We start from the raw sequence: 23186 nt of genomic DNA, 5'->3' as shown, positions 1-23186 counted from the left end.
CGCATCGAGTCCGTCTTGTAACGGCCGGCGATGGGTCCGAATGCGGCGTCCGCCGAGACGGGCCGCCGTTCGAATGTGCTCACGTCACCCCTGCTCAGGGGCCGGACTGCGGTCGAGACCATCATTTCTGGCTGTAGAAACCCGTCTCCGCGATACGACGGCGTTCCTCAGCGGAAACGTCGATGTCAGCCGGTGAGAGAAGAAACACTTTGGTGGCTACCTTGTCGAAAGAACCACGCAATGCGAACGCCAGGCCGGCCGCGAAATCGACCAGACGCTTCGCGTCGGCGTTGCTCATGTCGACCAGATCCATGATGACGGGAGTGCCGTCGCGGAACCGCTCACCGATGGTGCGGGCCTCTGCGTAGCTCTGCGGACGCAATGTCGTGATCTTGGCGAGCGGGCCGCCGTCATCGACAACAGGCGCACGTCGCGCTTCGGGACGCTCTGCACGGGCGTCGACCGCGAGGTTTCCACGGCTTGCCGGACGCGGCGCCATCGCCGGGCGGCTACTGCGGCTGGGAACGGTGTCGACGCGGGGCCGGGAATCGTAGCGATCGAACTCCGCGTCCTCTTCGTCACGACGACTGGGCGCGTAGCTCGCCTTCGAGAAGGCAGGTTCGACGAACTCGCGGTCGTCGCGCTCGGCATAGCCGTCGTGACTACGACGGGGTGCGCGGCGAGCCTGATCGGGCTCCTCCACGTATTCGTCCTCGTAGTCATCGAGGGGAACCATGCCGAAGTAAGCCTTGAACTTATGCAGGTTGCTCATTGATCGACCTTCCTTGGCGCGGCGGAATCAATCCGACTGCGACCGGTCGCAGCGGTGTGGACGGGTTGGGCGATCACCTGAGCGATCACCTCGAGATTACTGGTCGTGAGCCGAGCAGTGCGGTTCCGACACGCACGCACGTTGATCCGTGGCGCACTGCGGCCTCCAGATCACCGGTCATGCCAGCCGAGAGTTCGGTTGCCCGAGGATGCGATTCGAGAATCAAAAGATGTGCCCTGCGGAGGATTTCGAACTGCTCGTCCGGATCTGATCCAAGTGGCGGGACGGCCATCAGTCCCGCAAATTCGAGACCTTCGGCTGATTCGATCCGCTCGGCGAGAGGAGTTAGCTCTCCCGTGGGAACTCCGCCACGCGCAGGGTCTCCGTCGAGACTTACCTGGATGAGCACCCGCAGCGGCGCTTTACGCTCCCCGTCGGACAAAGCTCCGAGCGCCGCCCGATCGAGTGCATCGGCCAGTCGTGCACTGTCCACCGAGTGAATTGCGTAGGCCCACTTCGCTACCGAACGCGCTTTGTTGCGCTGCAACTGCCCGATCATGTGCCAACGAACCGGATCGTCGATCGCGCCGCTCTGAGCAGCGCCGTCGAAGTCCGCGACCTTCTCCACTGCTTCCTGCTCACGAGACTCACCGAATTCACGGCAACCCAGTTCGTACAGGATTCGGGCGTCGGACGCCGGAAAGAATTTGGTAACTGGCAGCAGTGCTACGTCGGAAACTTCACGACCGGCGGCAAGGCAGGCGGCCGCCAGCCGCGCACGCACCGAGTCGAGTGCCGTCGATATTTCTGTCAGCCGCATATCCGTCTGGCGCATTTCTGCCTAGACGGTTTCCTGCGCTGCGGGCGCTTCCATCCAGATCACTGCAGCTTGACGCCCGGTCAGAGATTCTCGGCGATGACTGAACAACGCGCGATCCTCGATCGTGCACCGCGGGTCCTCGGCAACACCGGACACACCCGCGGCGAGCAGCTGCTTACGCAGTCCCGCACGCAGATCGAGTCCCGGCGTGCCCTTCTCGGTGCGAGTTGCGCTGCCCGGCAAGTGCTTTTCCACGTCCGCACGCATCGCGGCGGGAACCTCGTACTGGCGTCCGCTCGCTGCCGGGCCGAGGAAGGCACCGATACGTGAGACGTCCGCGCCCTGTCGCACCATCTCCGCGAGGACACGCGGGACGATACCGATGCGGGCACCGATCCGTCCCGCATGAACTGCCGCGATCACACCGGCCTCCTCGTCGGAGAGCAGAACGGGAACACAGTCTGCGCTGAGGGTGGCGAGCGCCAGGCCGGGAACGGTGGTGACCAGAGCGTCCGTCACGGGAATCACTTCGTCGGTCGGTTCCGTCACGACAGTGACGTTGCGCGAGTGGATCTGTTCCATCCACACGAGATGGTCAGGCTCGACGCCTATTTCGCGTGCCAGACGACGGCGATTCGCCTCGACGGCTGCCGGATCGTCTCCGACGTGATCGCCGAGATTGAACGACTCGTACGGCGACGCGGAAACACCACCAGCTCGGCTGGTCACGACGCGGCGAATGCGGGTGCGGGTGGTCGACTTCTCGGTACTCAAGATAAGTGTGCTCACAAACGTCGAAAGTTGTCGTCCGGCTCAGACGTGACCGGACATCCAGTCAAGAACAGGGTACCCAGAAATTCCGGGCACCCTGTTCTCGAAACTGTTTGTAGCCCTGCGTCAGCGACGCATGAAGACAGGCACATCGACGTCGTCGTCGCCCTCGTCTTCCTGGACCGGCGCATGGCGTGGGCCACCGATCGGAGGCAAGCTACCCGAACCCGTCGTCTCGCGCGCTGCGGAAATCGGCTGCTCGCCAGCAGGTTCGGCGGCCACCGGTGACCGGCCGACCTCACCCGCGCGCCCGGCGCCGATAGCTCCACGTCCCTGTGCGGTCGACTCCACGGGACGACGAGCCGGAGCTCCTCCGTCGAATCCCGCAGCGATGACCGTCACACGAACCTCGTCACCGAGTGAATCGTCGATGACCGTTCCGAAGATGATGTTGGCGTCGATGTGCGCGGCTTCCTGCACCAGCGAAGCCGCCTCGTTGATCTCGAACAGGCCCAGATCGCTACCGCCGGCGATCGACAGGAGAACGCCGCGGGCGCCTTCCATCGATGCTTCGAGGAGAGGCGAATTGATCGCAGATTCCGCCGCCTTGATCGCGCGTCCCTCACCACGTGAGGATCCGATGCCCATCAACGCACTGCCTGCACCGGACATGACACCCTTGACGTCCGCGAAGTCGACGTTGATCAGACCCGGAGTGGTGATGAGGTCGGTGATGCCCTGGACACCGTTGAGGAGAACCTCGTCGGCGCTGCGGAAGGCGTCCATGAGGCTGACGGCCGCGTCACCCAACTGGAGCAGGCGATCGTTGGGAATGACGATCAGCGTGTCGCAGGACTCCCGGAGCGCCTGGATTCCGGTATCCGCCTGTCCCCCACGACGCTTGCCCTCGAAGGAGAACGGCCGAGTCACGACGCCGACGGTGAGTGCGCCCAGCTTCCGGGCGATGCTTGCCACGACAGGGGCACCACCGGTTCCGGTGCCACCACCCTCGCCTGCGGTCACGAACACCATGTCGGCGCCCTTGATGACCTCTTCGATCTCGTCCTTGTGATCTTCGGCTGCCTTGCGACCCACTTCAGGGTCAGCACCGGCGCCGAGGCCACGGGTCAATTCACGACCGACGTCGAGCTTGACGTCGGCGTCACTCATCAGAAGGGCTTGCGCGTCCGTGTTGACCGCGATGAACTCGACTCCCTTGAGTCCCTGTTCGATCATGCGGTTGACTGCGTTCACGCCGCCGCCGCCGATGCCGACGACCTTGATTACGGCGAGGTAGTTGTGCGGGGGCGTCATCGGCTCTCGCCTTCCGTGTCGTGTTTCACGCTGCTTGTCAGTGCTGCTGTCTTTTTACTGCTGCTGTATTTGTTACTGCTGGTGTATTTGTTACTGCTGGTGTTCGAGATAAACTCTAAACCTCAACCACAGGGTTAGAGTTATGTCAAGTATTCGATCTGAAACGAAACGCTATGCACCGTCGTCGCGTTCCGCCATTAGGCGCGCCGAGACACACCGAAGTATTTGCCACGCACCGGCGCACGGGTGCACCGTGCGCTATCGGACCGTCGGAAGATCAGGACTGGACACGTCGTACGTCTGCCCCGGTTGAGTCAACAGAGGAAGCGTCACGGCAGCCTTACGATCCGAGTGCTCGACACCGCCCCAGTTTACGACGCGACCGTCGAGCAGAGTCAGCGTGACACTCGAAATCGACCGAGCGGCAACCTCTCCCACCTGAAATCTCAGATCCGGCGGCAACACCGACAACACCTCGAGCGCGGCAAGCGTCGGCTCGTCGTTCCATCCCGGCGTCGGTGTCACCAGACGCGGAACCCCCGGCGGCGGGACGCCCATCTCGAAGTCGACACCCTTCTCGTCCAGCAGGTGTGCCCCCTCGGGTGAGTCGACGAAGACAACCGGTACCCGTTCGGTCACGGTGACGCGAATGGTCGACGGATACATCCGCTGCACTCGGGCGGAGGCCACCTTCGGAATCGTCGCTACACGTGCGGCGGCGGCGCCGGTGTCGACCCGCATCAACGGCTGACCGGTCGGTACTGCCAGGAGCGAAAGGATCTGTTCCTCACTGACCGTCGTCGCACCGAGAACTTCGGTGCCCCGGACCGAGAGCACCGGAGACAACCAGGCCGTCAGCGCAATTCCCACCACCAGCACGATTGCCAGCGGTGCCACGATCAGCGGTCGCTTGAACCACTTACGAGTCGGCGTGGGTTCGGGAGCTGGCTCCGTCGACCGCGTCGAGTATCGCGATTCGGTGCGAGTACTGCGCCGACGCGTACTGGTGGCTCGCCTGGCCTGAGGATCTCGACGCCCGCGACGACTTCGTGCGTCGGGTGTCATCGCGGCGCGGGATGCGGCGCCGAACGCAAAGCATCGAGGATCTGTTTGCCGAGCATGGTCACGTCACCGGCGCCCATCGTGATGACGATGTCGCCGGGGTGAGCCAACGCCGCCACCTGCTTCGGTGCCTGCGACAGATCGGGTTGATAGTGAACAGGTTTGGTGACCGATTGAGCGACAAGCGCACCGCTGACTCCCGGCATCGGCTCTTCGCGAGCACCGTAGACATCGAGAACCACTACCTCGTCGGCCAAGTCCAGTGCCTGCGCGAACTCCACGGCAAATGCCGCTGTGCGCGAATAGAGGTGAGGTTGGAAGACCACGATCACACGTCCGGCTGCCGAATTGGTCGACGACGAATCATCTTCCGGTCGAACCAGATCCGCGGCCGCGCCGAGAACCGCGCGAACTTCGGTCGGATGGTGGGCGTAGTCGTCGAACACCCGGACACCACGCTCGCGGCCGGTGAACTGGAAGCGGCGGTGGACGCCACCGAATCCGGCGAGCCCCTCGACGATCTCCTCGGTCTCGGCGCCCGCATCACGGGCGGCCAGCAGGGCGGCAAGTGCGTTGAGCGCCATGTGCCGACCCGGCACTGCCATCCGCACGGTTCGCGCGGCGTTCTCGCCGGCCAATTGGAACTGCAGGACTCCCCCGACGTCGTGTGCATGGAAGCCCAGTAGTCGGACTCCGACCTCGACGCCGTCGACAGGTTCGAAGGCAGTGCCCGCTTCTACTTCCTGCGAATCCGCTGATCCGTAACCGAGCACACGGATGTCCGAACGACCCGAGGCCACGATTCGCTTCGCGAGATCCGCAGATCCCGGATCGTCGAGGCAAGCAATCAGAAGTCCACCCGGACGTAGCTTGTCGACAAAATCGTCGAACACCTTCACATACGCTTCGACGCTGCCGAAGTAGTCGAGGTGATCGGCCTCGATGTTGGTCACGACGATCACGTTGGGGTCGTACTGAAGCAGCGACCCGTCGCTCTCGTCGGCCTCGGCGACAAAGACGTCACCGCTGCCGTGATGGGCATTCGTGCCCGCCTCGTTGAGTTCGCCGCCAACGGCAAACGAGGGGTCGAACCCGCAGTGCTGCAGGGCGACCACGAGCATCGAGGTCGTCGACGTCTTGCCGTGTGTTCCCGAAACCAGGAACGTGCGATTGCCCTGCATGAGTGATGCAAGGACAGCCGGCCGAAGAATCACCGGGATTCCGCGGCGAGCGGCCTCGACGAGTTCCGGGTTGTCCTTCGGGATAGCTGCGTGCGTCGTGACGACGACGGTCGGTCCACCTGGCAGCAGGTCGAGAGCATCGGCGTCGTGGCCGATCCGGACCTGTGCCCCGCGTGCACGAAGCGCCAGGACTCCTCGGCTCTCCTTGGCGTCCGAACCCGAGACAAGGCCCCCGCGGGAAAGCAGAATTCGAGCGATGCCGGACATACCGGCACCGCCGATTCCGACCATGTGTACTCGCTCGAGGTGGGCGGGCAGCGCGGTCATCGGTTTCCCCTTGCGTTTTCCTGGACGGCGTTTTCCTTTGCCGCGATGTCGAGCACGATCCGTGCGATCTCTGTTGCCGCCGTGCGGTGCCCGACATTGGCAGCGCCACTGCTCATCTTGTCGAGACGCGCGCTGTCGCTCAGCATCGGGACGACGGTGCCGGCGACGAACGTCGGCGTGAGCTCGTTGTCGGAGACGATGATCGCGCCGCCCGCTGCGACAACGGGTTTCGCGTTGAGTTCCTGTTCACCGTTGCCGTGCGGCAGCGGAACGTAGACGGCCGGTAGTCCGACCGCCGAGACCTCGGCGACCGTCATCGCGCCCGAACGACAGATCGTCGCGTCGGCTGCGGCATACGCGAGATCCATCCGCGAAAGATAAGGAACAGCCACATACGGTGCCGTCTCCGAGTACTGCGTGACCTCGAGGGAGTTCTTGGGTCCGTGTGCGTGAAGGACCGAGATCCCGGCCTTCGCCAGTTCTTCCGCTGCTCCGGACACCGCGTCGTTGAGAGACTTCGCGCCTTGCGATCCGCCGAAGACGAGCAGAACGGGACCGTCCTGAGGCAGTCCGAAGTACTCGCGAGCTTGCGAGCGGAGTCCCGCTCGATCGAAATTGGCGATCGACGCGCGAACCGGGATGCCGACGATCTCGGCGTCCTGATCGCCGCGGTTCTTCACTCCGGAACCCGGAACAGCGGCAAGCACCCGCGTCGCCAGACGAGCACCGATCTTGTTCGCGATACCGGCACTGGCGTTCGCCTCGTGGATGACGATCGGAATCTTGCGCCGGCGCCGAAGAACACCACCACGTGCGGCAAGATACGCCGGAAGCGCGACGTAACCACCGAAACCGACGATCACGTCGGCGTCGACGGAATCGAGTACCTCGCGGGTCTTGCGCACCGACGCGAGGATGCGCGTCGGCAATTTCACCAGATCCATCGTGGGCTTACGCGGAAGCGGTACCGGCGGAATGAGCTCGAGCGTGTAACCGCGGGCAGGCACCAAGGTGGTTTCGAGACCACGTGCTGTCCCGAGTGCGGTGATCCTGGTGTCGGGCTGAGCGGCCTTGACCGCGTCCGCGACCGCAAGTGCGGGTTCGATGTGACCAGCCGTGCCTCCCCCTGCCACCACTACCGACAGAGCCGATTTGTTGCCGCTCACCTACGAATTCCTCGCTCTCGAACTTCTCGTGGATCTTGTGCCCTACGTGTCGGCGCCTGCCGACGCTGACCATTCTGCCCTCCCGCGGTGCGCTTCCGTGACCCAGCGGCCGCACCTCGGTTGGAATCCGAGGAAGGGCGAGCGCCTTGATCTGCCCGCTTGCGTCGATCGCCCGTCTCGATCGCGCGCCGGCCGTCGCGTCCGCGTGCCGGTTCGATCTGTCGTGCGGGCTTCGGTCGACGGATCGGCCGGCCCCCTGACGGCGGGTGGTACAGCACCGGCTTGGGCAGTCTGAGCAACTTCGAGATCTTGCCGTCCTGCCCGGAGTTCAGAGCGGCAACTGCTTCTGGCTCGTGGCGCGCTGCATTGGCGATGACCCCGAACATGAACAGCGTGATCGCCAAGGACGAACCACCGGCGGAGACCAAGGGCAACTGGAGTCCGGTCACCGGCAGCAGTCCGATGACGTAACCGATGTTGATCATCGCCTGGCCGACGATCCAGGTAGTTGCGGTGGCCGACAGGAGCCTCCAGAACGGATCGATGCTGCGGGCTGCGATCCGCAATCCCGTGTACACGAATACAGCGAACAAACCGATCACCACAGCGCAGCCGACAAATCCCAGCTCTTCGCCGATGATCGCGAAGATGAAGTCGTTGTGCGCGTTCGGTAGGTAGTTCCATTTGGCGACGCTCTGCCCGAGTCCGCGACCGAAAAAGCCGCCGTCTGCGAGCGAATACAAGGCCTGCTTGGCCTGATAGTTGTTGCCCTGCAGGTCATCACTCTTGTTGAAGAAGGCCTGGACTCGGTCGGATCGATACCCGGCCGTCATGGCCAGGACAGCGGCGCCGACAACGCCTGTCAGCGCTATCGAGCCGAAGAGTTTCAGTGGAAGCCCGCCGAACCACAGCAGGGCCCCGACGATGATTCCCAGTGCGATGGTCGTACTGAGGTTCGGCTGCGCGACGACCAAGGCGAAGACCAGCATCGCAGCGGGCACGAGCGGAATCAGGATCGACTTCACGGACCGGTCGTCCGGACGCCTCGAGGCCAACAGATGCGCGCCCCAGATCGCCAAGGCGACCTTCATGATTTCCGATGGTTGCACCGAGAATCCACCGACGTTGAACCAGCGACGCGCACCCTGCGCTTCGGTGCCGATTCCCGGAATCAGAACGAGTACCAGCATGATCAGCACGACGACGAACAGCGGAAACGAATACTGCCGGAGCACTCTCGCCGGGATCCGCAGCGCGACGTAGAAGAGCACCGCCCCGAGAATCGCGAAGATCAACTGCTGGGTGAACAACGAATATGCCGAGCCACCGGACACGTACTGCTCGACGCTCGACGCAGACAGAACCATCACGAGCCCCAAGACAGTCAACATCGTGGCAATCGTCACCACCAGGTGGAACGACGCCAACGGCCGCGCCAACCAGGCACCGATTCGGGTCTTGGGACCCTTGGTCATAGCAAGTTCCCGGCTTGGCCAGGCGAATCCGTGAACGGATCGGGTAATGCGGCTACGGCGGCGGCGAAACTGTCACCACGATGTCCGTAGCTGGCGAACATGTCCAAGGACGCGGCGGCCGGGGCAAGTACAACTGCATCACCGGGGGACGCCAACTCGGCAGCTTCGACGACCACTGCGGCCATGACGGCATCCGCGTCGGCACCCGACGGCAGCCGGATGGTGAGAGTCGAGTTGCTGCTGTTTTCGCTCACCGCTTCATCGTCCCCCGACAGCACGTGCACCACGGGAACATCGGGCGCGTGTCGCGCCAGCGCGTCCTCGATCACACCGGCGTCACGGCCGAGAAGAACGGCGCCGGACAGTCTCGGTCCCACTTCGCTCACCAACTGCTCGACGCTTGCGCCCTTGAGCAGACCGCCTGCAACCCAAACGACGCGGTCGTGCGCGAGTATCGACGGCCTGGCTGCGTGCGGATTGGTGGCCTTGGAATCGTCGATGTACACAACGGACCCGACACGACCGACCAGGGCCCCTCGGTGTGGGCCGACCTTGTGTGCGGCCAGACCGCGTTCGACGACGTCGGCCTCGAATCCGAGTGCCCGCGCCAAAGCGGCAGCGGCCAGCGCGTCCATGACGCCTGCCGGGCCGGCCGGATCTATGGAAGCTGCTTCGGCCAAGCGGACGCGATCGCCGAAAGCGTTGTCCACGAGGTGTCCCGCTTCGACACCCAGTTCTCCTTCGCCCGGTTCACCCAATCTGAACCCGGTGACAATGTCTGCAGTTGCGCGAGTTCCCAGTTCGGAAGCGATTGCGTCATCGAGGCCGACCACCGCGACCTTTCCACTCAGCGCCCGCGACTTGGCCGCGGCGTACGCGCTCATTCCGCCGTGCCAGTCGAGGTGATCCTCGGCGACATTGAGGACGACGCCGGCATCCGGACGCACCGAAGGCGCCCAGTGCAATTGGAAAGACGACAGTTCGACAGCGAGGTACTCCACGCGCGGCGACGTCTCGGCGAGTGCCTCGAGTATCGGAAGCCCGATGTTCCCGCAGGCTCGGCCGACAACTCCGGCGGCGTCGAGAATCGAGGCCAGCATCGACGTCGTCGTGGTCTTTCCGTTCGTCCCCGTCACGACGAGCCATTTACGGGGTCCGCCGAAGTGCCCGCTGTGGTCGACGCGCCACGAGAACTCGACGTCTCCCCAGATGGGAATCCCGTGACCGGCGGCCGCTGCAAGGATCGGTGCGTCCGGCCGAAAGCCCGGACTGGTGACGACGAGCCCGTACTCGGTGATCGAATCCGGGGCATCCTCGATCGAGGTGGTGGTCACCATGTCCGCGCCGAGTTCGGCGCAGCGCTGCGCGAAGTCGAGGGTCGAATCGGCGACCGTCACGACAGCGCCGAGCGCGACGAGAGGTTCGATGGTCGCTTGACCGGACACCCGCCCACCGGCGACCAGCACTCGCGTACCGCGGAGCCAGGACAGGTCGTTCTCGGAATCCGCTGAGCTGGTCATGGTTTTCAGCCTCCGAGCGCTGCGAGGTATTCGCTGTAGAAGAGTGCCAATCCGATAGCCGACGCAATAGCCGCCAGCAACCAGAATCTGATGATGACCGTGGTTTCAGCCCACCCGGCGAGTTCGAAGTGGTGATGGAACGGCGCCATTCGGAAGACCCGCCGTCGGCTGGACCGGAACACCGCTACCTGGATCACCACCGACGCGGCCTCCGCGACGAACAGTGCACCGATGACCACCATCAACAGTTCCGTGCTGGTGGTGATCGACAATCCGGCGAGCATGCCGCCGAGGGCAAGAGAACCGGTGTCGCCCATGAAGATCTTGGCGGGTGCGGCATTCCACCAGAGGAAACCGATGCACGCGCCGGCGCCGGCCGCGCAGAGCACCGCGAGATCGAGCGGGTCTCGGACGTCGTAGCAACCCTTACCGGGATTCGTCTCGCACGAGTAGCGGAACTGCCAGAACGTGATGATGACGTAGGCGCCGAGAACGAAACTCATCGCTCCGGCGGCCAATCCGTCGAGGCCGTCGGTCAGGTTGACGGCATTGGACCAGGCGCTGACCAGTAGGTAGCAGAAGGCGATGAAGACCACGGAACCGAGTGAGACGGTGGCGATGTCGCGGACGTACGACAGATGAACACTGCCCGGAGTCAGCCCGTCGTCACCGCGGAACTGAAGGGCCAAAATTCCGAAGGCAATGGCAGCGACGAACTGGCCGACCAGCTTCGCTGTCTTGTTCAGTCCCAGATTGCGCTGCTTGCGGATCTTGATGAAGTCGTCGAGGAAACCGACTCCACCGAGCGCGGTGGTCAGACCGAGAACGAGTAGGCCGGACGCCGACGGTCCCTCCGCGTTGTCCATGCCGAGACCGATGAGGTGTGAGCCGAGATAGCCTGCCCAGATTCCGGTCAGGATCGCGACGCCGCCCATCGTGGGAGTGCCGCGCTTGGCCTGGTGACTGGCTGGACCTTCGGTTCGGATCTCCTGCCCGAAACCTTGTTTCGAGAACGCCTTGATCAGGATCGGCGTGAGCATGATGGAGACCGCCAGCGCGATGCCTGCGGCGAGAAGAATCTGGATCACTGCGAATCCCCGCCGTTCTCGCCATCGCCGTTCTCGCCATCGGTGTTCGCGTCACCGATGTTGTCGCTGGGCGTTGCGGCCAGAATCGCTTCGGCGACCGTCCACAGTTCAACCGACTTGGACGCCTTCACCAGGACGAGATCGCCCGGTTCCAGTTCCGCTTCCAGAATGGCGATTGCCGAAGCTGCGTCGGGCACGACGACGGACTCGTCACCCCACGACCCCTCCATCACCGCACCTTGATGCATCGCACGCGAGGTGCGGCCCGTTCCGACGACGATCAACTTGCTGACATCGAGTCTGACGGCAAGGCGACCGATCGCGTCATGCTCGACGACCGATTCCGGCCCGAGTTCACCCATCTCACCGAGCACAGCCCAGCTACGGCGCCCGAAGTGCCGATCCGATCGCGCCATGGACACCAACGCTTTGAGCGCAGCGCGCATGGAATCGGGATTGGCGTTGTAACTGTCGTTGACGACGGTGACGCCGTCGGCGCGCTCGGTGACTTCCATCCGCCTCGCGGACGCTGCCTTCGTGCCCTCGAGGACACGCGCGATGTCTGCAACCGCGAGGCCGTTCTCGAGTGCGACGGCCGCCGCGGCTAGGGCGTTGCTCACGTGGTGTTCGCCGTGAACGGCCAGACGAATACGCGCAGAACCCTGTGAACAGTTCAGCGTGAAGGAAGCCCGGGCCTGGTCGTCGACAACCACGTCGGTCGCCCGAACGTCGCAGTCTTCGGACTGGCCGACGAATACGATCCGGGCCTTGGTTCGACTCGCCATTGCGGCGACCATGCGGTCGTCGGCGTTGAGGACCGCAACTCCACCGTCGGCTGCCGACGGGAGTGCTTCCACCAGTTCACCTTTGGCGACCGCGATCGCTTCACGCGAACCGAATTCACCGAGATGGGCGGTGCCGACATTGAGAACGACGCCGATCTTCGGCGGCGCGATCTTGGTCAGTTCGCCGACGTGACCGACCCCACGGGCCGACATCTCGAGGACCAGGAAGCGGGTCTTCTCGTCGGCGCGGAGCACAGTCCACGGCAAACCCAGTTCGTTGTTGAACGAGCCTGGTGGGGCGACCACCTCACCGCGCTCGCGAAGCAGCGCCGCAATCAGGTCCTTGGTCGAGGTCTTGCCTGCCGAACCGGTGACACCGACCAGCGTCAGCCCGCCCCCCGAAGCCGACCCCTCTGCTGCCAGTTCGTCGACCACGGCCCTGGCCAGGAGGCCGAGGGCATGCAAGACGGCAGCCCCGGATCCGTCTGTGTCATGTTCGAGCAACATCACAGCGCTCGGACCGTCGTTCGGTACCGACGGGACAACTATCGCCGGAACCCCGACCGGCCGCGCTGCGAGCACCGCCACCGCACCGGCGGCCACCGCCGCTTCCGCATGGTCGTGACCGTCGACGCGTGCGCCGGGGAGTGCGAGAAACAGTCCACCTGGACCAGCCTTGCGCGAATCGAATTCGACGGTTCCTGTCACCTGAGTCGACGGATCGTCGACGTCATGCAGGGTTCCTCCGACGATCTCGGCGATCCGAGAGAGCGTCATCGGGATCATTGCTTGCCTCCATGTGCTGTGTTGATCGCGAATCGGCCGATCATTTCGCCCAACACCTCGCGGTCGTCGAATGGGTGTTTGACCCCGTCGATTTCTTGACCCACTTCGTGGCCTTTGCCTGCCACCAGTACTACGTCGCCTGGCTGCGCCCACCGGACTGCTTGCTCGATCGCGAGCGCCCGGTCCCCCACTTCGCGAATCTCGCCGCGTTCGGATTCGGGAACGTCGATGGCGCCTTGCATAACCGAAGCGCGAATTTTCGCGGGATCCTCGGTGCGCGGGTTGTCGTCGGTGACGATCAGCAGGTCTGCGCCCCTCGCACCAGCTTCGCCCATAAGTGTGCGTTTGCCGGCGTCGCGGTCACCGCCCGCACCGACGACCACAGCCACTCGGCCGGGAACCTGATTGCGCAGGGTGGCGATCACGGCTTCGAGCGCTGCCGGTTTGTGGGCGTAGTCGACCACTGCCAGGAAGCTCTGCCCGCGGTCGATCCGCTGCACTCGTCCGGGGACATCCACCGTTCCGAGTGCTCGAACAGCAGCGTCCGGATCGAGTCCGGCCGCGAAGCTGACAGTCAGTGCCAAGGCTGCGTTGGCCACGTTGTATCGACCGGGGAGGCGAAGCGAGACGGGCCACGATTGTCCGTCCGGCCCGACCAACTCGAATGTCTGCGAGCCGTCCTCGGCAACCTCGACGGCGCCGACCTTCCACTCGGCCTCGGCCGTCGAGGTCGAGACCGTGGTCACCGCATCGCTCTCGTCGGTCGCGGCCAACTCAGCCATCCGTCGACCCCATACGTCGTCGACGCAGACGACGGCATGCTCGGCTCGCACCGTCGACTCGGGATCGAACAGTCGAGCCTTGGCCTGGAAGTACTCCTCGAAGTCCCGATGGAAATCCAGGTGGTCCTGCGAAAGATTGGTGAACGCGCCGATGTCGAAGCGGATGCCGTCGACGCGTCCGAGAGCGAGCGCGTGACTGGACACCTCCATGACGACGGTATCGATCCCCTGCTCTGCCATCACGGCGAACAGAGCATGGAGTTGCGGAGCTTCCGGCGTGGTCAGAGCGCTGGGTACTCGGCGGCCGTCGATCCGAGTCTCGATGGTGCCAACCAGGCCGGGCTTGCGGCCGGCTCCGGCAATCGCTGCTTCGAGCAAGTACGACGTCGTCGTCTTGCCGGATGTGCCGGTAATGCCGACGACCTGCATCTTCTCCGATGGCCGGCCGTAGATCTCCGCTGAGATCTCACCGAGCACATCCCGCGGGTTCGGATGAACGAGAACCGGGACGGACCGGTCGGGCGCCTTGCCGGCGGCCTCGATCAATTCGAGACCGGCCTCGTCGGTCAAGATCGCGGTCGCACCGCGCCCCAGAGCGTCGACGGCGAACTGAGCGCCGTGCGTCCTGGCACCGGGCAGAGCGGCGAAGAGGTCATCGGCCACGATTCCCTGCGCACGCAGGTCGACGCCCTTGACGACGACCTCCGACGACTGTGATCCCGGTTGCCCGACCCATTCGAGGCGAGCCCCGGACAGTTCGGAGAGCGCCGTGATCGCGGTAGCAACCGGTTGTGTCGGACGCGTCCCGGGAGCGCCGTCCGAGTTCGACGATTGCAAACGATTCGGCACTGTCACTCGACTCCTGGCAATTGTCGTTGTTCTATCGCGGTCGTTGTTCTATGGCGGTCGCAGCGCAAGCAAAGTTCGGCGTACTGCGATGAATGAGGTTACTGCGACGTTTGAGATTACCGTGTCCGGGATTCACCCGAAGACCCTGTCGAAACCGACACACCGCAATCAGTCCGCCTGCAACACCAACTTGCGACCGGGGTCCGGCGACATCGGAACGCTGTCACGCTGCAGCATCCACGACGCGATGTTGTGGAACAACGGTGCTGCCGATTGACCGCCGCCGCCGTCCACACCGCGAACCGGTGCGTCGAGCATGATTCCGATCACGAATCGGGGGTTGTCCGCGGGCGCGATTCCCGCGAAGGTGATCCAGTAGTTGGAGTTGGAGTAGCACTTGCACGCGGGATCCACTTGCTGCGCGGTGCCGGTCTTTCCGCTGACCTGGTATCCCTCGACGCCCGCGGCAACACCGGTTCCTCGCTGGTTGCCGGTGTCTTCCTGAGTGACCGATCGGAACATGTCCCGAACCGTCGACGCTGTCTGGGCGCTGACGACCTCGACACCCTCGGGCTGTGGCGTCTCGGTCCGAGTGCCGGAAGAATCGACAGTCGACTTCACGATTCGCGGAGGAATTCGCACACCGTCGTTGGCAATGGCCTGGTACATCCCGGTCATCTGCAAGGTTGTCATCGAAAGACCCTGCCCGATCGGCAAGTTCGCGAAGGTTCCGCCGGACCACTGATCGCGACTCGGGACGCTGCCCGCGCTCTCGCCGGGAAGTCCGACGTCGGTGCGTTGTCCGAGGCCGAACCTGTTCAGCATGTCTGCGTAGCGATCCTCGCCCACTCGCTGAGCGAGCATCAAGGTGCCGACGTTCGAGGACTTTCCGAACACACCGGTAGAGGTATACGGGGCCACACCGTGATCCCACGCATCCTTGACTGTGGCACCGGACATCGTGATGCTGCCCGGGACTTGCAGAACTTCGTCCGGAGTTGTCTTACCGTCCTCGATGGCCGCTGCTGCGGTGACGATCTTGTTCACCGATCCGGGCTCGAACGGCGTACTGACCGACGGATTGCCCATTTCGGCTGTCGGCGCGTTCTTGTCGATGCCGATCGCGGGGTTGAAGGTGCTGTCGTTGGACATGGCCAACACCTGTCCCGTCTTGGAGTCCATGACCACAACCGAAGCGTTCTTGGCGCCCGACTTGTCCTTGGCGATCTGGACCTGCTGCTGAACGTAGAACTGGAGGTCCGAATCGATGGTCAGCTCGACGCCCGAACCGTTGACGGCCGGTTGCTTGTCACGCCAGCTACCAGGGATCACAGCGCCGTCGGAACCGCGGTCGTACGTTTCGGATCCATCGGTTCCGGCGAGCGTGGAGTCCATCGAATCTTCGAGGCCGAGCAAACCGTGCCCGTCCCAGCCGGTCGCGCCGACGAGATTCGCTGCCAGAGAGCCACCGGGGTACTCGCGGATGTCCTGCCGCTCGAGGCCGACCTCCCGGAACTTGTCCGAGATCTCGGCAGCAACCGCCGGATCCACGCTGCGAGCGAGGTACGTGAAAGTCTCGTTGCTGTTCATCTTCTGAAGCAGATCTTTTTCCGGAACGGTATCGCCGAGCTTGGCGTGGATTCCGGCGGCGATCTCGGCGAGGCGATCGCTGACTTCCGGCGCCTGCTTGTCACCCTCGGCGCCCTGCTCGATGCTCTTCGCGCGCGCTTCCTCGAGTTCCTTGCGTACTCGCACCGGCTGGAAAGTCAGCGCCTTGGCTTCCATGGTGAACGCGAGGGGGTTTCCGTTGCGATCGGTTATCGAGCCGCGCACGGCCGGATCGACCTGCGTCGTGGTTCGTTGATTCGCAGATTCCGCAGCCAGGCTCGGCGCATCGATTCCCTGAATCCACAAGAGCTGCAATGCCGCAACGGCGAGCGCACCACACATGGTGATACGACCGACTCGCTGACGAAACGGAAATGAGGCAGTGGCCGAGCGGCGCGGACGCCGACCGGGGTTGTTACGGGAGTTCTGACTCACCGACGTTCCTCAGGCGGAGCAGGCACCGCCGTCGTGGTGGCGGGTGCTGTCGTCGTGGGGATCACAGGAACCAATTGTTCACTCTGCGCGAGGTTTCGCGTGTTATTCGGAACGCTCGGCGTGGCTCCAGGAACAACCGGCGTTGTGGTGCGCGGCGGTGTCGCGGTCGGTGCGGGCACCGATGTGGGCGCATCGAGCGGCGGCATCGCGCCGGCAGTCGCGGGAGTCGGCGTTCCGACGACCTCGACCGAACCATCCGGATGAACTACCAGACGTGCAGGGTCCTTGGCGGGGACCATGCCGAGAGCGCTCGCCTGATTTGCCAACTCCGGAGCCGAGTTACGCGACTGGAAGTCACGTTCGAGCGCTGCTTTCTGCTCGACCAAAGACTGGTTGTATGCACGTGCATCACTGAGTTGGTACGAATCCTCGGCAGCGCGAGTGGTCAGCAGCAGAGTCACCGCGAGACCGATGGACAGAAGTCCGATAACGGAGGCCACGAACGGTACCCGCCCCTTGAGCATCGCCCGAGGAGAGATCGACGGGCCGACAGCAGCGGCAGTTCCGGTCCGGCCTGCCGCCCGTGCGGTGCGCTTGTCGTATGCGCGTTGCGCTGCACCGGATTTGCCCTGACGACTCATGCCCGCCTCCTGGAAATGCGTTCTGCGGCACGCAAACGCACCGGAGCTGATCGTGGGTTCTCTTCGATTTCCTGCTCAGACGCACGTTCTGCGCCACGGGTGAGAATGCGGAACTCCGGCCCCATACCCGGCAACTCGACCGGTAGACCTTCAGGACTGGTGGACTTCGAGCGGGGAACCAACTCCGCCTTCACAACTCGATCCTCGAGCGACTGGTAGGACATGAACACCACTCGCCCACCGACTGCCAGTGCATCGAGCCCGGCAGGAACGGCCGCACGAAGCGAATCCAACTCGGCATTGACTTCGATCCGCAGCGCTTGGAAGGTGCGCTTGGCCGGGTGTCCACCCGTACGCCGCGTGGCCGCCGGGATTGTTCGGTACAGCAACTCGACCAGAGCTGCACTGGTGGTGAATGGTTCACGCTCACGCTGCCGAAGGATCTCGGACGCAATCTTTCCGGCGAACCGCTCTTCGCCGTACGTGCTCAGAATGCGAGCAAGGTCGCCGTGACTGTAGGTGTTCAGGACCTCTGCCGCGGTCAGCCCGACCGTCTGATCCATCCGCATGTCGAGAGGGGCGTCGATCGAGTACGCAAAACCTCGGTCGGCTTCGTCCAACTGCATCGACGACACACCCAGATCGAAGAGGATCGCGTGAACCGACTCCGTCGACGGCAGACCTGCCTGTTCGAGCGCGTCTTCGATCCCGTCATACGTGGTGTGCACGAACGTGGTTCGGTCCGCGAATGGCGCCAGACGCTCGGAAGCGATGCGGAGTGCGTTGGTGTCGCGATCGAGACCGATGAGGTGAAGGCCCGGGTACTTGCCGAGGAAGAATTCGGAGTGGCCTCCGAGCCCCAACGTCGCATCGATCATGTATGCGCCTTCGCCACCGTCACCGACGGCGGTGATGGCAGGGCCGAGAAGATCGTCGGCACGATGCAGAAGTACGGGGACGTGCGCGAAGCCATCGGCATCCGAGGGTTCGTTCACCTCGTGATCCACCATGATTGCTCCGGCTCCTACTTTCATGATTTCCGATGACTTTTCGAAAAGGTGCTGACTCTCCGAGAAGGCGATGACTGTTCGAGAAGGCGAATGCTTCGAGGTCCCTGCCCGAAGGAGAACCTGGCGCTGGGGAAGTGCGTCAGGGTCTTTCCGGGCAGAGGCCTCGCGGCATTCGCCGGGGGCTCTTCGCCTAGACGATCTCGCTGAGAGATTCGCCTGTTGCCTGCGAATAGTCCTCTTCGTTGTCTCCGAGATACCTCTCCCAGGCTGCTAGATCCCAGATCTCGAGGTAATCGACGGAGCCGGTCACTACGCATTCCTTGGACAGGTTTGCGTAACGCCGATGATCAGCCGAGAGGGTGATTCGCCCCTGGGCATCGGCGTGCTGTTCATCTGTACCGGCGGCCAGGGCACGTACATACGCCCGAGCTGCCGGATCATTGCGTGGAGCTGCCGCTGCCTTTCGAGCAAGCTTGACGAACTCGTCCCGGGGGTAGATGGCGAGGCTGTGATCTTGACTCTTGGTGATCATCAATCCTCCTGCCAGTTCGTCTCGGAACTTTGCCGGCAACGTGAGCCGACCTTTGTCGTCGAGCTTCGGCGTGAAGGTACCGAGGAACACTCGACACCTCCTGCGAGCTTGCGCTGAAACCCTCCCTATCGAGCGGATCGTGCTTCAGCTCTCCGCCCGAACCCACAGTACCCCACTTTCCCCCACAAACAAGGAGCACATGGTCCCTATTCAGCATCATTTGCTGATAAATAGCAGGTCAGCGCAGGTGGGGATACGTGGGGGAAATTTGCAACCGTGTCCCGGCCCACACCGCCGTCATATCGACCCTTCACGCCACGATTTGTCGCTCCCCCAAGCATAATCGCAGTACAAGCGCGGTTTTCGAATAGACGTGAGCGGGACGAGGTCTGGTCGTGCGTTGCAGTTCGACCAGGGTGGAGGAAAGTGGAGGGGCGAGTGGAGCGAAGTGGAGGAAGCCCGCGGGCTTGCCTAGGGGCGACCGTGGGTGGCGAGTGATTCGCTCGCGCGTCACTGATTCACTTCGATGGATTGCCGGCACACATGTACAACACCCACACCAACGACGTGTGGTCGTCCGTGCCCTACAGAGGGCGTCATGTCCGAACTGCACCACTCTCGAAGTACGCCCGAAGAAGGGCGGGAGAGCTAGTCCTGCTCGAACCTGCGTTTGAATCGATCTTCCATCCGCGACGAGAATCCGCCGCCGGACTTGCGGCCGCGTCCCCGCCCGGATCCACCGGCACTACCCCTACCCGGCGGACCGGAGGGATGATTGCCACCTTCGGAAGCGGGTTCGGCTGCTGCTGCGGACTTGCGTCCACCACCCCAGAGGAACAAGACCCCTGCGCCGAACATGAACAAGAAACCGAACAGGCTGATGATCGGAAAACCGCCCGGCTTGAGCGGGAGGGCAACCCCCGCGATCAGCAGGACCAGACCCAGCACGAATAGAGCCGCTGCTTGGAACCGCCGTCTACTCGACGGCGCCCGCATACGGCCGCCCCTCACATTGGAGGCGAACTTGGGGTCTTCGGCATAGAGAGCGCTCTCGATCTGATCGAGCATGCGCTGCTCGTGCTCGGAGAGTGGCACGGTACCTCCCCCGGCACTGGAAGTTTGGCAACCACCCCACGGTGTGGGGCGGCGGGTAATCAAGTTGGACGATTACCTGTTTTCATAATACGAGCAGTTTAGGTCTCGGACCACCAACTCCGGGTACGAGTTCCGCCACAAGCGTACGTATTCGTGCCGAAGGGCCCCGATTCGGCTCCATTTGCCTGTGCGGACCAGGAAATTCCCCGGAAACAACTGCCAACACGGACCATTTGTTCACGACGCTCGCAAATGCTCGGACGCGTCCTGACCGATGAAATCTTCGACCGCCGTGAGAAAACGACCGACCTCGGCGAAGAATGCATCGGAATCGGAGTCCGTGATCACGATCGACACACCGGTTTCCACGGCCGCACGCGCAGCGGACCACCCCGCGAAGAACTTCGACCACGCTCCGAACGCGGGCGCTGCGGCGTCCATCAGAACCCACGCGTTTCCGCTTCGCTTGCGCTTCGATCCGGCACCGGCAGGAGCGGCGGCCAACACTGCCCCGGCACCACGTAGTGCTGCCAGATAGGCACACCGGAACCGGTCGGCAGGATCTCCCGCCCCAATCGCTTCCTCGAGAAGCGCATCCGCCTTCCGGAGGAGCCCCCACGCCACACCGGACTTTCCCACTTGCGCAGTGCGGTGGCTGGCATCCGTCGCACCGAAGGACCGCCTCGCCGATATCGGCAATCGCGAGATTGCGGCATCCGACGGGCTCGACAACTCGGCCGGAAGAGTTCGTTGGCACTTCACACGATCAGGCTTTACATGCTCGGACATCGGGGCACCTCCTGCACCGTAAGGATCCAAGGCCAGGTGGGCCGGAGATGCCCGCTTCCCTTCGGGCATCTCCGGATCACCCACATCGAACATCTGTTCGACCTATTCAATATAACTGCACCCACCGACACGCCGTCAAGAGAAGAGGTGAGACCGGTCGACCCGCAGATCGCCTGGACACCACATACGGTCGACCTCGATCGTGAAGAATTCGCGAGTCGACTCCACGAGGCACTGGCCGTGTACGTCACTGCGATGGACTATCCGCGAGGAACCGAGTTCCATCGCGCACCGATGTGGCAGGAGCACGCGAACCGGCCTGGCTGGAAAGCCGTCGGCGCATTGGCGGTTCCCCAGCAACCGTCACACGAAAATCTGCCGCTGGTGGGGATCGCTTACGGGTATCGCGGGAGCCCGGACCAGTGGTGGCATCAACAGGTACTGCACGGGCTTCGGCGCTCGGGTCGCCCTCAGAGCGAGATCGACGCGATTCTGAGCGACTACTTCGAACTCACCGAACTCCACGTGCATCCGAACGGTCAAGGTCACCGATTGGGCGAATCGCTCTTGCGCCACCTCCTCGTCGATCGAACCGAACGCAGCGTTCTGTTGTCGACACCTGAGGTGTTCGACGAGGACAACCGAGCCTGGCGGCTGTACCGCCGTCTCGGCTTTTGCGACGTGCTCCGCAGATTTCGTTTTGCCGGCGACAACCGGCCATTTGCGGTCCTCGGCCGTGGACTGCCGCTGTGAGCGCATTTTTCGACGCCGTCGTCGTCGGTTCCGGACACAACGCGCTCGTTTCGGCCGCGTATCTCGCACGTGAGGGTTGGTCGGTCGAGGTTCTCGAGAAGGACACGGTTCTCGGCGGTGCCGTCTCGACCGTCGAGCGATTTCCCGGATACAAGGTGGACCGGGGGTCGTCTGCGCACCTCATGATCCGACACAGTGGCATCATCGAGGAACTCGGACTCGGCGCGCACGGCCTTCGCTACATCGACTGTGACCCGTGGGCGTTCGCTCCGCCCGCCCCTGGCACCGACGGGCCGGGCATCGTGTTTCATCGCGACCTCGATGCAACCTGCCGCTCCATCGAACGAGCTTGCGGGACAAAGGACGCCGACGCGTACCGGCAGTTCTTCGCGGTCTGGTCGGAGCGCAGCCGACACGTGATGAAGGCATTTTCCACACCGCCCACCGGATCGAACCTGATCGGTGCGTTCGGAGGACTGGCCACAGCGCGCGGCAACAGCGAACTGTCGCGGCAGTTCCTCGCGCCTGGCGACGCACTGCTGGACGAGTATTTCGACAGTGAGGCGCTCAAGGCAGCGTTGGCGTGGTTCGGCGCCCAGTCCGGGCCTCCGATGTCGGAACCGGGAACCGCTCCGATGGTCGGCTTCGCGGCCCTCATGCACGTCCTACCGCCCGGGCGAGCAGTCGGAGGGAGCGGCGCACTGAGTGCTGCGTTGGCCTCCCGGATGGCTGTCGACGGCGCCACCGTCGCGCTCGGTGACGGCGTGACGTCGATCCGCCGGAACTCGAACCACTGGACCGTCACAACCGAGAGCGGTCGAGAAGTTCACGCTCGCAAGGTAATCGCGGGTTGCCACATCCTCACGACACTCGATCTCCTGGGCACCGGAGGATTCGACCGAACCACGCTCGATCACTGGCGGCGGAAGATCAGGGTCGGCCCCGGCATCGGCGCTGTATTGCGACTGGCAACATCTGCGCTCCCGTCCTACCGCGGCGACGCCACGACACGGGAAAGTACCTCGGGATTGCAATTACTCGTTTCCGATCGCGCCCACTTGCGCACTGCACACGGCGCAGCACTGGCAGGGGAACTGCCTCCTCGCCCTGCGGTTCTCGGCATGAGTTTCAGCGGAATCGATCCCACGATCGCCCCGGCCGGGCGGCATCAGGTGACACTGTGGTCGCAGTGGCAGCCGTATCGTCTCAGCGGACATCGCGATTGGGCGTCGGTCGCCGAGGCCGAGGCCGACCGGATCGTCGGCGAGATGGAGGCTTTTGCACCCGGATTCGCCGATTCCGTCCTCGACCGCTTCATTCAGACTCCCCGCGACATCGAGTCGGAATTGGGGATGATCGGCGGAAATGTCATGCACGTCGAGATGTCACTCGATCAGATGATGTTGTGGCGACCGCTTCCGGAACTGTCCGGCCATCGCGTTCCGGGAGCAGACGGGTTGTATCTGACCGGAGCCTCGACGCATCCCGGTGGTGGTGTGTCCGGAGCCAGTGGTCGCAGTGCCGCTCGAATCGCACTGTCCGACAGCCGCCGGGGTAAAGCGAGTCAGTGGCTGCGTCGTTCGAGCAGGTCGTGAAGGTCACCCGCCGAACTTCACCCGCCGACA

The 23186-nt window shown here is 63.7% G+C and carries 20 protein-coding genes; 2 read left to right on the top strand and 18 right to left on the bottom strand.

The genetic code is table 11. The annotated features are described in order from the left end of the window. Positions 1–121: 121 nt before the first annotated feature. The 18 genes from B0E55_RS17570 to B0E55_RS17485 all read right to left on the bottom strand — a co-directional run bounded on the left by B0E55_RS17570 (position 122) and on the right by B0E55_RS17485 (position 20808). Entirely contained in the window at positions 122–772 is a 651-nt protein-coding gene (locus B0E55_RS17570) for a cell division protein SepF (RefSeq protein ID WP_003941752.1), read from the bottom strand. A gap of 85 nt (positions 773–857) precedes the next feature. Continuing rightward, positions 858–1607, bottom strand: a complete 750-nt coding sequence (locus B0E55_RS17565) for a YggS family pyridoxal phosphate-dependent enzyme (protein ID WP_019748868.1) — start codon at positions 1605–1607, stop codon at positions 858–860. 6 nt (positions 1608–1613) lie between these two features. Further along, positions 1614–2381, bottom strand: a complete 768-nt coding sequence (pgeF, locus tag B0E55_RS17560) for a peptidoglycan editing factor PgeF (protein ID WP_047890079.1) — start codon at positions 2379–2381, stop codon at positions 1614–1616. A 108-nt stretch (positions 2382–2489) separates the two neighbouring features. Beyond that, entirely contained in the window at positions 2490–3677 is a 1188-nt protein-coding gene (ftsZ, locus tag B0E55_RS17555; protein WP_003941788.1) for a cell division protein FtsZ, read from the bottom strand. Positions 3678–3935: 258 nt separating this feature from the next. After that, entirely contained in the window at positions 3936–4742 is an 807-nt protein-coding gene (locus B0E55_RS17550; protein WP_019748870.1) for a cell division protein FtsQ/DivIB, read from the bottom strand. Continuing rightward, positions 4739–6247 carry a UDP-N-acetylmuramate--L-alanine ligase gene (gene murC / locus B0E55_RS17545; protein ID WP_080910110.1) on the bottom strand — a complete coding sequence of 503 codons (1509 nt, stop codon included), beginning with the start codon at positions 6245–6247 and terminating at the stop codon, positions 4739–4741. Before murC ends, B0E55_RS17550 begins: the two co-directional genes overlap by 4 nt. Further along, positions 6244–7413 carry an undecaprenyldiphospho-muramoylpentapeptide beta-N-acetylglucosaminyltransferase gene (gene murG / locus B0E55_RS17540; RefSeq protein WP_019748872.1) on the bottom strand — a complete coding sequence of 390 codons (1170 nt, stop codon included), beginning with the start codon at positions 7411–7413 and terminating at the stop codon, positions 6244–6246. Before murG ends, murC begins: the two co-directional genes overlap by 4 nt. Continuing rightward, on the bottom strand, positions 7410–8888 hold the full coding sequence (gene ftsW, locus B0E55_RS17535; protein WP_020908072.1) for a putative lipid II flippase FtsW: 1479 nt from the start codon (positions 8886–8888) through the stop codon (positions 7410–7412). Before ftsW ends, murG begins: the two co-directional genes overlap by 4 nt. Next, positions 8885–10408: a UDP-N-acetylmuramoyl-L-alanine--D-glutamate ligase gene (murD, locus tag B0E55_RS17530; protein WP_080910109.1), complete on the bottom strand. Its 1524-nt coding sequence runs from the start codon at positions 10406–10408 to the stop codon at positions 8885–8887. Before murD ends, ftsW begins: the two co-directional genes overlap by 4 nt. A gap of 5 nt (positions 10409–10413) precedes the next feature. Continuing rightward, the gene (gene mraY, locus B0E55_RS17525) at positions 10414–11496 is read right to left on the bottom strand and encodes a phospho-N-acetylmuramoyl-pentapeptide-transferase (protein WP_003941699.1); all 1083 of its coding nucleotides are present in this window, start codon (positions 11494–11496) and stop codon (positions 10414–10416) included. Next, positions 11493–13067 (bottom strand): UDP-N-acetylmuramoyl-tripeptide--D-alanyl-D-alanine ligase, encoded by a 1575-nt coding sequence (locus B0E55_RS17520; protein ID WP_080910108.1) that lies wholly within the window; start codon positions 13065–13067, stop codon positions 11493–11495. The genes mraY and B0E55_RS17520 overlap by 4 nt, the downstream gene beginning before the upstream one ends. Then, positions 13064–14698 carry a UDP-N-acetylmuramoyl-L-alanyl-D-glutamate--2,6-diaminopimelate ligase gene (locus tag B0E55_RS17515; protein ID WP_020908075.1) on the bottom strand — a complete coding sequence of 545 codons (1635 nt, stop codon included), beginning with the start codon at positions 14696–14698 and terminating at the stop codon, positions 13064–13066. Before B0E55_RS17515 ends, B0E55_RS17520 begins: the two co-directional genes overlap by 4 nt. Before the next feature lie 168 nt (positions 14699–14866). Then, positions 14867–16741 carry a peptidoglycan D,D-transpeptidase FtsI family protein gene (locus B0E55_RS17510; protein WP_020908076.1) on the bottom strand — a complete coding sequence of 625 codons (1875 nt, stop codon included), beginning with the start codon at positions 16739–16741 and terminating at the stop codon, positions 14867–14869. Further along, entirely contained in the window at positions 16738–17382 is a 645-nt protein-coding gene (locus B0E55_RS17505; protein WP_020969859.1) for a hypothetical protein, read from the bottom strand. Before B0E55_RS17505 ends, B0E55_RS17510 begins: the two co-directional genes overlap by 4 nt. Next, positions 17379–18392: a 16S rRNA (cytosine(1402)-N(4))-methyltransferase RsmH gene (gene rsmH / locus B0E55_RS17500; RefSeq protein WP_020969860.1), complete on the bottom strand. Its 1014-nt coding sequence runs from the start codon at positions 18390–18392 to the stop codon at positions 17379–17381. Before rsmH ends, B0E55_RS17505 begins: the two co-directional genes overlap by 4 nt. A 190-nt stretch (positions 18393–18582) precedes the next feature. Further along, positions 18583–19014: a division/cell wall cluster transcriptional repressor MraZ gene (gene mraZ / locus B0E55_RS17495; RefSeq protein ID WP_003941779.1), complete on the bottom strand. Its 432-nt coding sequence runs from the start codon at positions 19012–19014 to the stop codon at positions 18583–18585. 558 nt (positions 19015–19572) lie between these two features. Further along, the gene (locus B0E55_RS17490) at positions 19573–20019 is read right to left on the bottom strand and encodes a DUF3040 domain-containing protein (RefSeq protein WP_019748880.1); all 447 of its coding nucleotides are present in this window, start codon (positions 20017–20019) and stop codon (positions 19573–19575) included. Between the two features lie 237 nt (positions 20020–20256). Beyond that, positions 20257–20808 carry an SAV_6107 family HEPN domain-containing protein gene (locus B0E55_RS17485; protein WP_020908080.1) on the bottom strand — a complete coding sequence of 184 codons (552 nt, stop codon included), beginning with the start codon at positions 20806–20808 and terminating at the stop codon, positions 20257–20259. Between the two features lie 147 nt (positions 20809–20955). On the opposite strand from B0E55_RS17485, the gene B0E55_RS17480 reads away from it, so the two are divergent. Both B0E55_RS17480 and B0E55_RS17475 read left to right on the top strand, forming a co-directional pair. Then, positions 20956–21561, top strand: coding sequence for a GNAT family N-acetyltransferase (locus tag B0E55_RS17480; RefSeq protein ID WP_019748882.1), 606 nt, complete (start codon positions 20956–20958; stop codon positions 21559–21561). After that, positions 21558–23156, top strand: coding sequence for a phytoene desaturase family protein (locus B0E55_RS17475; protein WP_080910107.1), 1599 nt, complete (start codon positions 21558–21560; stop codon positions 23154–23156). Before B0E55_RS17480 ends, B0E55_RS17475 begins: the two co-directional genes overlap by 4 nt. Positions 23157–23186: the final 30 nt, after the last annotated feature.

It is taken from the genome of Rhodococcus sp. 66b (assembly GCF_002076325.1).
Classification (GTDB): Bacteria; Actinomycetota; Actinomycetes; order Mycobacteriales; family Mycobacteriaceae; genus Rhodococcus_F; species Rhodococcus_F erythropolis.
Note: the sequence above shows the minus strand (reverse complement) of the source record. Positions and strands in the feature narration are given on the sequence as shown.

What these genes read in the sequence shown, in the direction of transcription:
- B0E55_RS17485 (WP_020908080.1), bottom strand. Translation starts at nt 20,808, where the DNA reads ATGTCCGAGCATGTAAAGCCTGATCGTGTGAAGTGCCAACGAACTCTT.
- B0E55_RS17520 (WP_080910108.1), bottom strand. Translation starts at nt 13,067, where the DNA reads ATGATCCCGATGACGCTCTCTCGGATCGCCGAGATCGTCGGAGGAACC.
- ftsZ (WP_003941788.1), bottom strand. Translation starts at nt 3,677, where the DNA reads ATGACGCCCCCGCACAACTACCTCGCCGTAATCAAGGTCGTCGGCATC.
- B0E55_RS17505 (WP_020969859.1), bottom strand. Translation starts at nt 17,382, where the DNA reads ATGAGTCGTCAGGGCAAATCCGGTGCAGCGCAACGCGCATACGACAAG.
- B0E55_RS17550 (WP_019748870.1), bottom strand. Translation starts at nt 4,742, where the DNA reads ATGACACCCGACGCACGAAGTCGTCGCGGGCGTCGAGATCCTCAGGCC.
- B0E55_RS17570 (WP_003941752.1), bottom strand. Translation starts at nt 772, where the DNA reads ATGAGCAACCTGCATAAGTTCAAGGCTTACTTCGGCATGGTTCCCCTC.
- B0E55_RS17565 (WP_019748868.1), bottom strand. Translation starts at nt 1,607, where the DNA reads ATGCGCCAGACGGATATGCGGCTGACAGAAATATCGACGGCACTCGAC.
- rsmH (WP_020969860.1), bottom strand. Translation starts at nt 18,392, where the DNA reads ATGGTGGATCACGAGGTGAACGAACCCTCGGATGCCGATGGCTTCGCG.
- ftsW (WP_020908072.1), bottom strand. Translation starts at nt 8,888, where the DNA reads ATGACCAAGGGTCCCAAGACCCGAATCGGTGCCTGGTTGGCGCGGCCG.
- murD (WP_080910109.1), bottom strand. Translation starts at nt 10,408, where the DNA reads ATGACCAGCTCAGCGGATTCCGAGAACGACCTGTCCTGGCTCCGCGGT.
- murC (WP_080910110.1), bottom strand. Translation starts at nt 6,247, where the DNA reads ATGACCGCGCTGCCCGCCCACCTCGAGCGAGTACACATGGTCGGAATC.